Source organism: Corynebacterium sp. BF-R-2 (assembly GCF_024586525.1).
GTDB classification, from domain to species: Bacteria; Actinomycetota; Actinomycetes; order Mycobacteriales; family Mycobacteriaceae; genus Corynebacterium; species Corynebacterium singulare.
Genome location: NZ_JAMFTP010000003.1, coordinates 1 through 14,974, shown reverse-complemented (window position 1 = coordinate 14,974; position 14,974 = coordinate 1). Strand labels below are relative to the sequence as shown.

General features: G+C 62.9%; 16 protein-coding genes and 1 pseudogene. 7 read left to right on the top strand and 10 right to left on the bottom strand.

Translation table 11 applies throughout. From position 1 onward, the window contains the following. Positions 1–23: 23 nt before the first annotated feature. Positions 24–914: a 1,4-dihydroxy-2-naphthoate polyprenyltransferase gene (locus tag M5J09_RS02265; protein ID WP_257156830.1), complete on the top strand. Its 891-nt coding sequence runs from the start codon at positions 24–26 to the stop codon at positions 912–914. A gap of 9 nt (positions 915–923) precedes the next feature. Here the strand turns inward: M5J09_RS02265 and M5J09_RS02260 are convergent, their stop codons facing one another. Next, positions 924–1,265 (bottom strand): DUF4229 domain-containing protein, encoded by a 342-nt coding sequence (locus M5J09_RS02260; RefSeq protein WP_257156829.1) that lies wholly within the window; start codon positions 1,263–1,265, stop codon positions 924–926. Positions 1,266–1,308: 43 nt separating this feature from the next. Between M5J09_RS02260 and M5J09_RS02255 the strand changes: the two genes are divergently transcribed. Further along, complete coding sequence (locus M5J09_RS02255; protein WP_257156828.1) at positions 1,309–1,632, top strand: hypothetical protein; 324 nt, start codon at positions 1,309–1,311, stop codon at positions 1,630–1,632. Here the strand turns inward: M5J09_RS02255 and M5J09_RS02250 are convergent. The 7 genes from M5J09_RS02250 to hemL form a co-directional block, all read right to left on the bottom strand. Next, on the bottom strand, positions 1,629–1,886 hold the full coding sequence (locus M5J09_RS02250) for a helix-turn-helix domain-containing protein (RefSeq protein WP_257156827.1): 258 nt from the start codon (positions 1,884–1,886) through the stop codon (positions 1,629–1,631). The genes M5J09_RS02255 and M5J09_RS02250 overlap by 4 nt on opposite strands. Further along, entirely contained in the window at positions 1,887–2,906 is a 1,020-nt protein-coding gene (gene ccsB / locus M5J09_RS02245; RefSeq protein ID WP_257156826.1) for a c-type cytochrome biogenesis protein CcsB, read from the bottom strand. It abuts the gene before it with no gap. Positions 2,907–3,026: 120 nt separating this feature from the next. Next, on the bottom strand, positions 3,027–4,658 hold the full coding sequence (locus M5J09_RS02240; RefSeq protein WP_257156825.1) for a cytochrome c biogenesis protein ResB: 1,632 nt from the start codon (positions 4,656–4,658) through the stop codon (positions 3,027–3,029). A 16-nt stretch (positions 4,659–4,674) separates the two neighbouring features. After that, positions 4,675–5,478, bottom strand: coding sequence for a cytochrome c biogenesis CcdA family protein (locus M5J09_RS02235; protein WP_257156944.1), 804 nt, complete (start codon positions 5,476–5,478; stop codon positions 4,675–4,677). 26 nt (positions 5,479–5,504) lie between these two features. Further along, positions 5,505–6,110: a TlpA disulfide reductase family protein gene (locus tag M5J09_RS02230; protein WP_257156824.1), complete on the bottom strand. Its 606-nt coding sequence runs from the start codon at positions 6,108–6,110 to the stop codon at positions 5,505–5,507. Then, entirely contained in the window at positions 6,110–6,718 is a 609-nt protein-coding gene (locus M5J09_RS02225; protein WP_257156823.1) for a histidine phosphatase family protein, read from the bottom strand. Before M5J09_RS02225 ends, M5J09_RS02230 begins: the two co-directional genes overlap by 1 nt. A gap of 32 nt (positions 6,719–6,750) precedes the next feature. Then, positions 6,751–8,076, bottom strand: a complete 1,326-nt coding sequence (gene hemL / locus M5J09_RS02220) for a glutamate-1-semialdehyde 2,1-aminomutase (RefSeq protein ID WP_257156822.1) — start codon at positions 8,074–8,076, stop codon at positions 6,751–6,753. 184 nt (positions 8,077–8,260) lie between these two features. Here hemL and M5J09_RS02215 point away from each other — a divergent pair, with 184 nt between their 5' ends. The 4 genes from M5J09_RS02215 (at position 8,261) to M5J09_RS02200 (ending at position 12,544) form a co-directional block, all read left to right on the top strand. Beyond that, positions 8,261–8,755, top strand: a complete 495-nt coding sequence (locus M5J09_RS02215) for a hypothetical protein (protein ID WP_257156821.1) — start codon at positions 8,261–8,263, stop codon at positions 8,753–8,755. 224 nt (positions 8,756–8,979) lie between these two features. Further along, positions 8,980–10,578: an efflux RND transporter periplasmic adaptor subunit gene (locus M5J09_RS02210; RefSeq protein WP_257156820.1), complete on the top strand. Its 1,599-nt coding sequence runs from the start codon at positions 8,980–8,982 to the stop codon at positions 10,576–10,578. Next, positions 10,575–11,249 carry an ABC transporter ATP-binding protein gene (locus M5J09_RS02205; RefSeq protein WP_257156819.1) on the top strand — a complete coding sequence of 225 codons (675 nt, stop codon included), beginning with the start codon at positions 10,575–10,577 and terminating at the stop codon, positions 11,247–11,249. The genes M5J09_RS02210 and M5J09_RS02205 overlap by 4 nt, the downstream gene beginning before the upstream one ends. Beyond that, on the top strand, positions 11,246–12,544 hold the full coding sequence (locus M5J09_RS02200) for an ABC transporter permease (RefSeq protein WP_257156818.1): 1,299 nt from the start codon (positions 11,246–11,248) through the stop codon (positions 12,542–12,544). The genes M5J09_RS02205 and M5J09_RS02200 overlap by 4 nt, the downstream gene beginning before the upstream one ends. 334 nt (positions 12,545–12,878) lie before the next feature. Here the strand turns inward: M5J09_RS02200 and M5J09_RS02195 are convergent, their stop codons facing one another. Continuing rightward, positions 12,879–13,190 (bottom strand): multidrug efflux SMR transporter, encoded by a 312-nt coding sequence (locus M5J09_RS02195; RefSeq protein WP_257156817.1) that lies wholly within the window; start codon positions 13,188–13,190, stop codon positions 12,879–12,881. Here M5J09_RS02195 and M5J09_RS02190 point away from each other — a divergent pair. Further along, a complete protein-coding gene (locus M5J09_RS02190; RefSeq protein ID WP_257156816.1) occupies positions 13,189–14,028 on the top strand; it encodes an NAD(P)-dependent oxidoreductase in 840 nt (279 codons plus the stop codon). The two genes, M5J09_RS02195 and M5J09_RS02190, sit on opposite strands and share 2 nt — an antisense overlap. Positions 14,029–14,668: 640 nt before the next feature. On the opposite strand, the pseudogene M5J09_RS02185 reads toward M5J09_RS02190, so the two are convergent. Continuing rightward, positions 14,669–14,974, bottom strand: a pseudogene (locus M5J09_RS02185) (transposase); the annotation flags it as partial.

Below are 14,974 nucleotides of genomic sequence, written 5' to 3'. Positions count from 1 at the left end.
AAGCGCGTGGCACAATACTAGCTATGCCGAATTCTGCGTATCCCGCCACCGCCTCCGACTGGCTCCAGGGCGCTCGCCCGCACACCTGGGCCAATGCCTTCGCCCCCGTCATCGCTGGTACCGGCGCCGCGGCCGCGGCGCACGGCCTGCACTGGGGCCGGGCCTTCTTGGCGCTTGTCGTGGCGTGGGCGCTCATCATCGGTGTCAACTACGCCAACGACTACTCCGACGGCATCCGTGGCACCGACGATGACCGCACCGGCCCCCAGCGCCTCACCGGCGGCGGGCTGGCCAAGCCGCAGCACGTGAAGTGTGCGGCCTTCGCCGCCTTCGGCGTGGCCGCCATCGCAGGCATCTCCCTGTCACTGGCCGCGAACGCAGCCTGGTTCATTCTCGTGGGCGCCGTGTGCATCGCCGGCGCCTGGTTTTACACCGGCGGCAAGAACCCGTACGGCTACCGCGGGCTGGGCGAAATTGCCATCTTCATCTTCTTCGGCCTCGTCGCCGTGCTGGGCACCGAGTACACGCAGGCCGGCCGCGTCACGTGGACGGGGCTGGCGCTGGCCGTCGGCATCGGCGGCATGAGCTCCGCGGTAAACCTGGCCAACAACATCCGCGATATCCCCTCAGACAAGGAAGCCGGCAAGATCACCCTTGCCGTGCGCCTGGGCGATAGGCCCTCGCGCACCCTGTTCATGATCCTGCTCCTGCTCCCGGTGCTGCTCACCGTGGGCCTGGTCTTTGATTCCTGGGCGGCGGTGGCCTCCCTGCTCTACTTCCCCCTCGCGCTGGGCGCTATCCGCACCGTCAACCGCGGTGCCCGAGGGCCCAAGCTCATCCCGGTGCTCGGCATGACTGGGCGCGCGATGCTGGTGTGGGCGGTCATCAACGCCCTGGCGTTGGCCTTTATTTAACTCGTCGCTTTAGCGTCCGGCCAGCTCCGCCTGCACCCACTGCTTGTGGGCCTTGCGCTGCGCGGAGTACTCCGCCAGGGTCTGAGTGGCCTCCACCCGCCACGCGGAAAAGATCAGCATGGACAGCGGCAGCGCCACGAACAGGGCCAGCAGCGCGGAGACCAGCACCGGGATGGCCACGCCGACGGCCATCGCCAGTAGCTGAATCACCACGGTCAGCACGATGAAGAGCACCACGCGGGCCGCGCCATACTTCCACAGCGCCACGCGGGAGCGGCGCTTGAGCGCCGGGTCCGGCTGGGGCGGCTCGGGGGTCAGGGAATCGTTCGGGGTGTTTTTAGTCTGGCTCATCATTCTCACTTTTGCTTCGCGGGCATTCCGTAGAATACAACGCATGGGTCGATTGATACTACTACTGTTGTTTGTCCTCGCGGCAGTCCTAGTGTGGAAGGCATTTGGGCCGTCGAGCTGGAAAAAGGTGCAGCAGCCCCACACGCCGCAGCGCCGGGAAATCAAGGGCCCCGATGACGACGAAGAGTTCCTGTGGAACCTGGAAAAGCAGCGCTTCAAGGAGCGCCGCGCGAAGGAACGCGAGGAACAGCGCAGGGAGGAAGAGCGCCGCCGGCGCGCGCCCAAGCCCACAGAGCCCACCGAGCCCACAGAGAGCTCAGAGCCCACAGACCCCACCGACGACAAGGACGCGGGCGAAGAGCGCTAATCCCGGGGCGTGAACGACATCTCGAGGCCCAGGGCGTCCGCCACCGCGGCGACCTTCTCCCAGCGCACGCCGGTGCCGCCGTGCTCGATGGTGTGCAGGGTAGAGCGCGAAATGCCGGCCTTCTCCGCCAGCTCCTGTTGCAGGATGCCCAGCTCGCGGCGGCGTTCCGCAAATCCGTCGCCAAGGGCGATGAGCTGCGGGTTATCACCGGCGGGCTTGCCCAGCTTGTGGCGTGGCTTGTGCGTATCAGACATTTAGTTCAGCCCCGCATAAGAGTGCAGGCCGGAGACAACCATGTTGATGAAGAACAGGTTGAAGACCATGAGCGCCATCGCCGCGATGTTGATGTACGGCGCGGCCTTACGGAAGGCCGGGGTGGCGCGGGCATGCAGGTAGGCGGCATAGAGGATCCAGGTGGCAAAGGACACGGTCTCCTTCGGGTCCCAGCCCCAGTAGCGGCCCCACGTGGACTCCGCCCAGATGGCGCCGAGCACGATGCCCAGGCCCAGGGTCGGCAGCGTGACCACGCCGAGGCGGTAGGCCAGCTGGTCCAGCTTCTTGGCAGACGGCAGCGGGCGCGCCAGCGCTCCGAAGAAGCCGGTCTCCACGCCCTTCGGCTGGTGCACGCGCAGGATGCTCAGCAGCGAGGCGATGCCGGAGACGATGCCGATGGAGGCACCCAGCGACACCACGGTGACGTGGATGGGCAGCCAGTGGGACTGCAGCGCCGGCACCACGGGGGCGGACTCCGCGTACAGCTTGGTGGATCCGTAGAACATCAGCGCCAGGATCGGGGTCAGCAGCCACGGCCACAGGGTGCGCCATTCCTTGCGCTGCATGGCAAGGGTCGCCACCACCATCACGCCCGCGGTCACCATGAGCACGTACTCGTACAGGTTGCCAAACGGGAAGCGGCCGGTGGCAAGCCCGCGCAGCACGATGGCCGCGAGGTGCAGGGCGATGCCCAGCCACATGAGCATCTGCATCATGCCGCCGAGCTTGTCGACGTTCTGCTCTTTCTTCGCCACATCGGCGTCCTCGGCGGCGGTGGTGGCCGGGGGGACGTCGCCCAGCACGGCGTCGCCACCGCGCGCGCCCACGGCGGCGTACTCACGCTGCTGCGCCACTGCGTCGGAGCGGGAACGCAGGGCCTCGATGAGGCCTTGCATGCGGCCGTAGTAAATCAGGGACAGCACCAGTGCGAGCGCGTAGATGACGAACGCGGTCTGGACGGCGATGTCCGAGAAGTTGGACAGATTCTGATCAATCTGCATAGGTTTCTACCTTCACAATCTGGCAGGAATGGAGAGGATTTGCGGTGGCCCTTAGGGTACTCCCCCATGTGCAGCCTCTCCAACTTTTGACTGATAAATCCGGCGCCGATGCCGACGCCGCTAATCCTCGGCGTACAGGGTGTCTTCCTCCACCTCGTCCGGGTCCGGCAGCTCCAAGAGCTGGCGGTGGAGCGCGTAGAACTCCTCGGACCAGCCGGCGCGGTCGGTGCGGGCCAGGCCGCCCATCTCGATATCGGTGCCGCCCCCGGCAGCCGGGCGGAGGCGCACCCACACGCGGCGGCGCTTAATCACCAGCGAGCCCACGAGGGAGACCAGCATGGCCAGTGCGGAAACCAGCACCCACTTCTGGAAGGGATCGTAGGAAACCTGGTAGTTGGCGAACTCGGAGGCGCCGTCGAAGGTGACCTTCGTGCCGTCGTCCAGCGTCACCGACTCACCCTGGTTGAGGTTCACGCGGTCGATCTTCTGCAGCTGACCGGAGTGGACCAGGGAGGTATCCAGGCTAAACAGGGACTGCGGGGTGCCGGTGTCCAGGCCGGCGTCGCCGCGGTAGATGTCGATGGCCACGGCCGGATCCAGCATCGCCGGGTACGAAGACTGCAGCAGCTTGCCGTTCTCACCGGACCACTCGGCCGTCGGCGCGAAGAGGCCCTGGATGGCCAGCTGGTTCTGGCGGCGCTCAAACAGGTCCGGGTACATGCCCGCCGGCGGGTCGAAGCGCATGAGGCCCGAGGACAGGAAGAAGGTGGTGTCATTGGGCTGGAACTGGATGGTCTGCGTGCGCTTTTCACCGTCCGGCCACTCCACCGTCATCGTCGGCGCATAGCCGTGGCCCTGCAGGTAGACGCGGTTATTCTGCAGGCGCAGCGGGTGGTTGACCTGGAGCTGGTAGTCCTTCCACTCGGAGTCATCCTTATAGATGTCATCGCCCTCCGCGTAGGACACGTTGGAGCTAAACATCTCCGCCTGGCCGTTGGGAAGGTACTCCGCGGCGAAGTCATGGGCCTTGACGCAGAAGGGGTGCAGGCCGGTGCCGTCAAAGAGCGGGCCGGCGCGGAAGGAGTTGTAATTCGAGGTCGAGGTATTGCAGAACTCCGTGGACTGCGCCTGCTCCTGGGACTGGCCCTGGGAGTTCTTCTCCGTGACCACGATGACCTGGCCCTCGTAGGTGACCAGGCGGCCGGCCGCCATGGTGAGCAGGATGGCCACGAGTGCCACGTGGAAAATGAGGTTGCACAGCTCGCGGGCGTAACCGCGCTCCGCGGAGAAGGACTGCGCGCCGGCGCGGTCCTCGGCGGGCGAGACCTCCGAGACTCGCCACTTCTTGAGCATGCTCTGTGTCGCGGCCGCGATCTCCTCCGGGGATTTCTCCGAATGCCCAGTGGCGTTGAGCGGCATCTTGGACAAGTACTTCGGCGCGCGGGTGGGCGGGGTCTTCCACGCCTTGTAGTGATCCCAGGAGCGCGGGATGATGCAGCCCACCAGGGAAACCATGAGGAGGACGTAGATGGCCTGGAACCAGATGGAGGAGAAAACGTCGAAAAGCTGCAGCTTATCGTAGATCTCCGCCACCGTGCCGTTGGTCTCGATGAAGTCGTTGACGTTGGACTCGTTGAGCGAGCGCTGCGGCAGCAGGGAGCCGGGGATGGCCGCGATGGCCAGCAAGAACAGCAGCGCCAGGGCCGTGCGCATGCTGGTCAGCCAGTGCCAGGCCTTGCGGATGTACCTCACGAAAATGTCTCTCCTTCTAAATCAGCGTCGCGCCGTGGGAGACGGTCCACTGCCGGACGATAGTGATGAACTCGCCCCAGGCGCCGGTGAGCAGGGCAAGGCCTACGAGGATCATGGCGATTCCGCCCGCCATCTGAATGGCGCGGGAGTGCGCGCGCATCCACGACACGGTGCGCATGGCCTTGGCAGATCCCAGCGCCACGAGCAGGAAGGGCAGGCCCAGCCCCAGGCAGTAGCCGACGATAAGCAGCGTGCCGCGCACCGCAGTCATGCCCGCGGTGCCGGCGGAGACGGACAAGATGGCGGCCAGCGTGGGCCCCAGGCACGGCGTCCAGCCCAGGGCGAACACGCCGCCGAGCAGCGGCGCACCCAGCCAGGTGGTCCAGCGCCTCGGCGCCATGCGCGTGTCCTTCTGCAGCACCGGCACCACGCCCATGAACACCACACCCATGAGGATGGTGATGATGCCACCGGCGCGCATGAGGGTGTCCGCGTTGAGCCGCAGCGCCGAGATGGCGCCGAAGACCGAGACTGTGGCCAGCACGAAGATGACGGTAAAGCCCAGCACGAAGAGGGCTGCGGCACCGACGACGGCCCACTGCCGGCGCTTGCCCACGCCGACCCCGAGCTCCTCGTCGTAGGTGACCTCGCCGCCGACCACGGAGGCCAGGTAGGAGATGTAGCCGGGCACCAGCGGCACTACGCAGGGCGAGGCGAAAGATACCAGCCCGGCGGCGGCCGCGGCGAGGATTCCTAGCAGCAGCGGGCCGGCCGCGGCGGCGTCGGCAAAGCTCTGTCCCACACTGGCGCCCGTGACCATGGCCTCTGACAGGGACGCAGCCAGGCTCACTGCTCCTTCTCCAGCTCGTCCACGACGTCTAGGACGTCCTGCTCCGTGATCTCCGTGAGGAAGACCGCGGCCGGGCGGTGCTGCTTGTCCAGCACGATGGTGGTGGGCACCACGGAGGTGGGCACGCCGCCGAGCGCTGCGGCCGTCTTAAACGGCGGGTCGTAGATGGACGGGTACTCTAGGCCGTTATCGGTGAGGAAGTCCCGGGAAATCTCCGGATTAAAGTCCTGGACGTTAATGCCCAGCACGGTGCCGATCTCGCGTTTCTGCAGCTCCGCGTGGACGGCCTGCAGGTCGTCTGATTCCGAGCGGCACGGCGCGCACCACTGGCCCCAGGAGTTGAGGACGACGATCTGGTCCTTGTAATCCGAGAGGTGAATCGTTGCCGACTCGTCCCGCAGATCCTCGCCGGAGAAATCCTTGAGCGGCTTGCGGTCGGCCTCGTCGTAGCGGATGGTGGTCTGCCCGCCGGGCGAGATGAACTGGAACGTGTCTCCGGAGGACACCGCGTTCTGGGCGTTCTCCTCGCTCTGGGAGCAGCCGGCCACCGCGAGGGCCGGCACGAGGACGAGCGCCGCAGCGCTGCTTGTCAGTCGGCCCATTAGATGTCCTGCGCCGGGGAGGAATAGAAGATGTCCACGATGTCGCGGTCGCGGTAGACCAGGGAGGTCACCGAGGCCAGATCGCATTCGCGGTCCCACGGCGCGTGCGCCAGGCGCTTGCCCAGGACGGTGCGCTGCACCATGACGATGGGCAGCTGGTGGGAAACCACGATGGCCTCGTGGCCCTCGGCCTTGGCGCGGGCACGCTCGGCGGCGTCCATCATGCGCGCGGCGATCTCGGTGAAGGGCTCGCCCCACGAGGGCTGCAGCGGGTTGACCATGAGCGGCCAGCGCTGCGGGTTCCACAGCTGCGAGTTCCAGCCCTTGGTGCGCAGGCCCTCGAAGCGGTTGCCGGACTCGATAACGCCCTTATCGACGTCCACCTCCAGCCCCGTCACCCGCGAAATCGGCAGCGCCGTCTCCTGGGCGCGCTGCAGCGGCGAGGCCGCCAGGTACGTGACGTCGTGACCTTCGAAGGCCTGGGCGGTGCGCACGGCCATGGAGTGTCCGCGGGAGGACAGGTGGTAGCCCGGGATGCGTCCGTAGAGGATCTTGTCCGGGTTAAAAACCTCGCCGTGGCGGACGAAGTGGACGATGGTGGTGGACATAAGCCTGGTGGTATCCCCTCAAAGTGGTTGGTTTACTGCGGGCGCTGCGCGCTGGCGGCGGCCTGGGCGGCAGGCTTGAGCGCGGCCTCGATTACCTCAAAATCATTGTCCGTGAGTGCATCGGACACAAACCACGTCTCGAAAGCTGACGGCGGCACGTAGACCCCGCCCTCCAGCAGCGCGTGGAAGAAGGGGGCGAAACGCCAGGTTTCGGCCGCCTGCATGTCCGCAAAGTTGTGACCTTGGCCCTCCGCGAAGCGGATGGAGAACATCGACTCAGCGCGCTGGATGTGGTGCACCACGCCGGCGGCGTCGAGCGCCTGGGAGATGAGCCCCGTGAGGCGGTCGGCGTTGGCCTGCAGGCGCGGGTAAAGCTCTTCGTTCGCCAGTTCCAGGGACGCCAGGCCGGAGGCCATGGCCACCGGGTTTCCGGAGAGCGTGCCCGCCTGGTAGACGGGGCCGGCAGGGGCGAGGGAGGCCATGACGTCGGCGCGGCCGCCGAACGCCGCGGCGGGCAGTCCGCCGGAGACAACCTTGCCGAAGGTCACCAGGTCACCGGCCACGCCGTCGACGCCGAACCAACCCTGGTGGGAGGTGCGGAAGCCCGTCATGACCTCATCGAGGATGAGCAGGGCGCCGTCAGCATGCGCGATCTCCTTAAGCGCCGCGTTGAAGCCCTCCTGCGGGGCCACGGTGCCCATGTTGCCGGCGGCGGCCTCGGCGATGATGCAGGCAATCTCGCCCGGGTGCGCGGCGAAGGCCTCGCGCACCGCATCGAGGTCGTTGTAGGGCACCACGATGGTGTCCGCGGCGGAGGCGCCGGTCACGCCCGGGGAGTCCGGCAGCGCGAAGGTAGCCACGCCGGAGCCAGCCGACGCCAACAGCGCGTCCACGTGGCCGTGGTAGCAGCCCTCAAACTTGAGCACCTTGGCGCGGCCGGTGTAGCCGCGGGCCAGACGCACCGCGGACATCGTCGCCTCGGTGCCGGAGTTGACCAAGCGCACCTGCTCGGCAGCGGTGCGCTCCACGATGCGCTCCGCCAGGAGGGTCTCGGCCTCGGTGGGGGCGCCGAAGGAGAGGCCGTCGGCAGCCGCCTTCTGAACCGCGTCCACGATGGCTGGGTGAGCGTTGCCGTGGATCATCGGACCGTAGGAGCTGACCAGATCCACGTATTCGTTGCCGTCAATATCCCACAGACGGGAGCCTTCACCGCGAGCGATAACTCGGGCCTGGCCGCCGACGGATCCGAAAGCGCGGACCGGAGAATTCACGCCACCCGGGGTGACCTTCGTAGCGCGGTCAAACCACTGGGCGGACTTGTTCGTATTCTGCTGGCTAGAGATAGGCATACCCCACATTGTATCGGTTTTAGCCCTATACAAAAGTTTGAGTCCCTCCCTATGCCTCTCCCCCTGCCCCTCGGGCTTTGCCCTGCAGCTTTGCCGCAAGACCGCTATGCTGGCAACACAACCACATTCTTAGGGTCTGTGCTCGTGCGCGGGGGTGCGCTGGGACGGGCCACGTTACCAAGGGGGAACTCCTATGGCACCACGCCACACTCTTTTCATTCTTGCTTGCCTTCCGCTCGCATCCTGTGCTGCTACTCAGGCAGAAACCACAACACCGCTCCACCCCACTTCGACGGAACTCCACGCACCAGATGCCAGCACCGCACCATCGTCCTGGCAGCCCACCGCCGCACCACAGCCGGTCTCCCGTTTGGGCAAAACTACTTCCCTGGCCCCTAGCGCACCAGAAAAAGACGCACCTCAGCAAGTACCAGACCAGCCGCTAGCACCAACGCCAACACCAGCTCCGCCTATCCAGGTGGAAACTGTCACAGTCCACGCACCGGCACCACACCCAGTCCAGCCGCCGCACCAGCCCAAGCCCAAACCTAAGCCTGAGTTCCCCAAGCCCCCACGCGTGCCCACGTATATACCCATCCCGCAAGAAGTCGAGGACGGCTTGGACCAGCTGCCCAAGCTTCCGCCCCTGCCCAAGGCGGAAGACATCTATATTGATGTGCCCTTCTAAAAGTCAGATGCCGCATACGATTCGATCAAATAGTGGCAGAAAAACGCCCATTTTCGGGTCCCTATTTGATCAAAACGTCACCAGTCCTCATGGCCTCACGCCCTCTAGGGGTAGACCCTGATCTACTTCCGATATTCACCCTGAGTTGACTGACAACCTACATGCACGAGAGTTAACCTATACCCGGTTTACATTCACAGCTTTTCTGACAAGGCAAGGGATTCATGAACAAGAAAGCTCTCGGCATCACAGCAGGCGCCCTCGCGGCTGTTCTCCTCGCAGGCGGCGGTGGGTACTACGCACTCACCAGTGGTTCCTCCGATATCCAGCTAACCTCGGCTGACATCACCACGGCAGCCAAAGAGGATCTCATCAGCTCGGTATCCGCAACCGGCACGGTAGCTGCTGAACGCGAGCTTTCCCTGACGACTTCACTCACTGGACCTATCCAGTCCCTTGAGGCAAAAGTCGGTGATCGCGTCGATGCACAGCAACTTCTAGGCCGAATGGACACCACCGACACCGAGCGCGAGCTCGAGGCCCAGCGCACTGCACAGGAGGCAGGAAAGCTAGAGTCCGTCCATCAGATTGAGGACGCCCAGCTGCAACTGCGCCAACTTCAAGAATCCCTCGACCAAGGTCTTAATCCAGAGGTCAACAGCGCACAGTCTGCAGTCAACTCCGCTCAGAGTGAGTACACCGAAGCGCAGAAGAAACTCGATGAAGCCCTCGCTACCAAGGGAGACCGCCCCGAGGTTGCGGAAGCCCGCGCCGCCGTCGACCAAGCACGCAACGGAGTGCGCGACGCCGAGTCCAAGTCCTTCCAAGCAGCGCTTGCTTCCATCGGCACCGCCGCCGAAGACGTCTCTGGTGTGCAGACCGCCAGTGCCATCCTGAGCTACCTCGATTCCGATGAGGCGGTGTCGGATGCCGAACGCCAGCTCACGGAAACCGAGGACTCCTACAACCGCGTCCTCCGCGGCATCGACCGTGAGCTCGGCGAACAGCAGCGCGCTACTGCCGCCTCTTACCAGGCTGTTTCTGATGCCGAACGTGCGCTCCAGGCCAGCAACTTGGCCATCGAGCAACAAATCTCCGCCCAGTCCCAAGCGGTGAACCATGCGGTGGAAAGTGCGACGTCGGCAAGCGCAAACAGCGCCAAGGAGAACGGCCCACTCGAGTACACCCTGTCCCAGGCAGACCTGCGCTCCCCGCTAGCGGGCGTCATCACCGCCGTCAATGGCCAAGCCGGCATGCCTGCCGAAGGCCCCATCCTCACCGTGGCTGATGATTCCACGCTCCTGGTGAAATCCACCGTCAAGGAAGGCGATATCGCCAACATCAAGGTCGGCGACGAGGTCACGTTCACCACACCGTCGAGCCCGGGCAAGGAATACAAAGGCAAGGTCACCTTCATCTCCCCCACCGCTGAGCAGCCCATGTCCGCCGAATCCGGCTCGGGTTCCGGTGGCGGTTCCGGCTCCTCCAAGCCCGAATTCCCCGTGGACATCCGCGTCGAGGGCAACCGCGAAGGCCTCCGCCTAGGCTCCACCACCAAGGCCAAGATCATCACGGAACAGAACAAGAACGCCATCACCGTACCGCTGTCCGCCATTTTCGAGGACAACGGAAAGAAGTCCGTGCTCGTCGTTGAAGACGGAGAAATCCACGCCCGTACGGTCACCGTGGCCACCGAGTCAGCCTTTGCTGCCGCGATTGCCTCCGGTGTCAAGGAGGGCGATACCGTCATCACCCAAGCCGAAATGTACAAGGACATGGTTGGTCAAGCAGCCTCCGTCTCCGGCGCGGATGAGAACGCATGAGCCGCCTCATTGAGATGCGGGGCATTGTCAAACGCTTCAACGAGGGCCTCGATAGCGAGCTGACCGTCATCCCTGGCCTGGACTTTTCCGTGGACGAGGGCGAGTTCGTGGCTGTGGTAGGCCAGTCTGGCTCCGGCAAGTCCACGCTCATGAACATCATCGGCTTGCTCGACCGCCCCACTGCCGGCGAGTACCACCTGGCTGGCGTTGATGCGCTGGCGCTTGACGACGACCACCTCGCCCAACTCCGCGGCCAAAAAATCGGTTTCATTTTCCAGAACTTCAATCTTGTTGGGCGCATCAGCGCTCTCAAGAACGTGGAGATGCCCATGATCTACGCGGGCTTGTCCACCCGCGAGCGCACCCAGCGTGCAGAAAACCTTCTGACGATGGTCGGCATGGAGGACCGCATGAATCATCTGCCCAACGAGCTGTCGGGTGGTCAAAAGCAGCGCGTTGCCGTAGCCCGCGCCTTGGCCAATGAACCCGACATCCTGCTCGCGGATGAGCCCACTGGCGCCTTGGATTCGCAGACCGGACGCATGGTCATGGACCTGTTCCACGAGCTGCACCGCACGCACGGAAAGACCATCTTGTTCATTACTCACAACCCAGAGTTGGCCGAAGAATGCTCCCGCACGGTCACGATGGTGGATGGAGTCTTGTCATGAATTTCGCTGAGTCCACCAAGATGGCGCTGTCGAGCCTGCGCACCAACAAGATGCGCTCGGCGCTGACGCTGTTGGGCGTCATCATCGGCATTGCCGCCGTCATCGCCATCGTCACGCTGGGCCATTCACTGCAGACCTCTGTGCAGAATGACCTTGACAAGGTCGGCGCCAACAACTTTTCCGTCCAGGTGACAGAACGCCCTGAGGAGGGCGAGGAAGAAGAAGCTCAGGACACCTTCATGGGCGGTGGTCCCATCGACGATGAGAGTTCCCTCATCACCCCGGACATGCTCGACAGCATCGAGGACTCCATGGGGGATCAAATCACCGGCATCATCATCGGCGAGTACAACTCCTTCTCTGGGACAATGCTGGCCGATAGCGACGACCAGAATGAAAAATCCTCCAATCTGCTTCTTCGCCCCACCAACCCTGACTACGTCACCGCCTCACAATTCTCCATCGTGGCGGGCCGCTCGCTGAGCAACGATGACATCGACTCTTCTCGCCCCGCCACCATGATCACGGCAGAGACTGCCTCTGAGCTCTTCGGTAGCCCAGAGGCCGCCGTGGGCCAGTACGTCACCTTCGAGGACGGGGAGAACACCACGCTGGACTTGGCAGTCATCGGCGTCTACGAGGAACCACAAACTGGTCCCCTCATCGGAACAGGACCAAGCCAGACCGCCCTCGTGCCTTACACACTGGAATCTGAGTTATCTGACTACCCCGGCGCCGGCGAGGGGTTCTCCCAGGTCTCCATCAGCGGTAACCCCGATCTGGACAAAGCCACGGTGGCCAGCAACCTGCAGCGCGTCTTCGATAGCTACTATGCCGACAATCCTGACTACAAGGTTGAGGTGACAGACTTCAGTGAAGACCTAGCCTCCCTCAACCAGATCTTCACCACAATGAGCTTGGTGCTTGCGGCTATCGGCGGCATTTCGCTGCTCGTCGGCGGCATCGGCGTGATGAACATTATGCTCATCACGGTCACGGAACGTACCCGCGAAATCGGTATCCGCAAGGCCCTCGGCGCGCGCCGCCGCGATATCCGCATGCAGTTCATCACGGAGGCCGTCGTGGTCTGCCTCATCGGTGGTCTCATCGGCATTGCCATCGGCACCGCCGCTGGCATGGCGGGCGCCGCAGCCATTGGCGCACTCGTCCTCCCACCACTGTGGGCGGTCATCATGTCGATGCTGTTCTCACTCTCCATCGGACTTTTCTTTGGCTACTATCCCGCTGGAAAGGCCGCGAAGCTCGATCCGATCGAGGCGCTGCGCTACGAATGATCCCTCTTCTCCTCCCGACTTATCAGGTATTCTGAAGCCCAAAAGTTCGGGGGGACTCCATATTGGATAAGCGGTGCGTTTTTGAGTTCTTCGCACCTCAATCCCCTCTTGCCGATATTTCCACTATCAAGAGGCGTTTATGAAACTCATACAGCAAGAACTAGGCCTGAAGCGCTAAAGCAATTCCCAGCGAAATAAAAGATGGCCCCAGCATCGCTGGGGCCAGAGCCTATTTGCCTTGCGGCTTGATATCCAGAAGCTTACTACGCAAGTACACAGGCGTCCACCCACCGATATAATGATTCTTCTTCGTCGTGTGAAACGACGACGCCTCCTAGTGCACCACCTTCAGGCCCACGATCCCACCAATGATCATGGCGAGGAACAGCACCTTCCATACTGTTGCCGCCTCATGCCCTGCCGCAAAGGAATAGATGACGGTAACCACCGCACCCACGCCGGCCCACACCGCATAAGCCGTACCCACCGGAATGGACTTCATAGCCCAGCCCAGCCCGCCCATGGAAATGGCGCAGGCAACGACAAAAATCACCGAGGGCCACAACCGGCTAAAGCCCTCCGACTTATCCGGGGCTCGCATGAATCGCGGCGAGCCCGCCCACAATGATGGCACACTGGGCGGCATGAAGATTGCATTCCTAGGTACTGGCCGCATGGGCACCGAGCTCGCCCGACACCTCCTCGACCACCATGAGCTCACTGTGTGGAACCGCACCGCCGAGCGCGCGCAGCCGCTGGTCGACGCCGGCGCTACCCTCGCTGATTCCCCTACCGCCGCCGTGGAGGGCGCAGAGGTCATCATCACCTCGCTCTTTGGCCCGGATGACATCCGTGAACGTGTCATCGACACGGACCTCATCCCCGAGGGCGTGACATGGATTGACACCACGACTGTCTCCCCCAATTCCGCCCGCGAGTTCGCCGCTGCGGTGGACACTTATGTCCACGCACCCGTCGTCGGCTCGCTCGGCCCGGCGCGTGAGGGAAAACTCGGTGTCTACGTAGGCACGCCTGACGACGACCGCCGCGAGCTCGCCATGACCATTGTCGAGCCCTGGGCTGACGAGAACAAGCTCATCGGCGTGGAGTCTGCCGCCACCGCGGCAATCGGCAAACTCCTGGCCAACCTAGCCCTCGCCGTCACCGCCGAGGGTCTGCTCGAGGCACTCCACCTTGGTGAGGCGGAAGGCCTCGATTCCGAAGTCATCCTCGAAATGCTCGACATCACCGGCCTGGCCTTCATGAAGAACATGAAAGGTCCGTTCATCACCGGCGAGCGCAACACCACTCCGGGCGACTTCACCGTCGATGCCTTGTGCAAGGACGCCAAGCTCATGGAGATGACCGCCAACAAGCCGCTGCCTGCCGTCACCGCCGCCATTCAGCGCTTTGAGGAGCAGCAGGCCATGGGTCACGGCGACCAGGACTTCTCCTCCATCTTTGTCTTCCGCAATAAGGGATAACGGCTTAGTCCGTTCAAGGGGAGATAGGGAGTGAAAGTTGCGTTAATCGAAGACCTGGTGGGAAAGATATCGTTGCGACCCATAAGGTCTTTTAGTCGCTACAGCAGTAAGAAAAACCTGCGAGCGGAGATACCGCCAGCAGGTTTGAGGATTAGTCTGCCTCAAAAGCCACCAAGAAGGGGTTATCGGCGCACAGACTTTTTATTCTTACGGGCCCACATGAATGATCCAATGCCGACGAAAGGGGTACTTGCAAGAAGAAGATAGAAAAGGATTGTCATAGCACTCCTTAGTTACATACCTTAGGTGCGACAGTAACACAAGCGGCCATGGTAACGGCCATGATCTTTTTGCGAGAAAACATGATGCTCCTGGAAAAAGATAGCGGCGAAAAATGGGTGAACATGGCATAGCGTAGGCGATTACCGTGGCGAACCCCCAGACCTAAAGGCATGTTTTTGCCTTGTGGTAATAAAGAGTTCACTTTCTTGTCAGATGCGAGTTTTTGGTACCGGTGTTCTGGGGACTCGGTGTAAAGTGTCAGCACCTCGTGCACGGTGAGTGTCATCAGGTTGTGCACACTGGGTGTCAGGAGGTTGTGCACACTGTGTCCCATGGGTGTGTGCACAGTCCTGCGTGTTTAGTGGAGTAGTTTGTCTGGGCTTATGGTGGCGAATCGTTTTTGGGCTTTTTCGTGTTTGATACGCCATTGTTTGGGTGGATCCTTCATCCACACGCCTTTGATGTTGTAGGAGTTGATGTATGCCGTTGTCTTTGCGATAGCGACCACGGGAAGCGGGATCGACAAAGCGAGTTCACCGTCTTCGGCATCCCAAAAGCCAAGTTCGCTTTCTGTGACTGTGCGGTGGAAACTTCTGTTTCTCATCGATCGGGGAACAGCAATGCGCATCCCTTGGAAAAACACCATCTGATTAGCTTCAGTGAC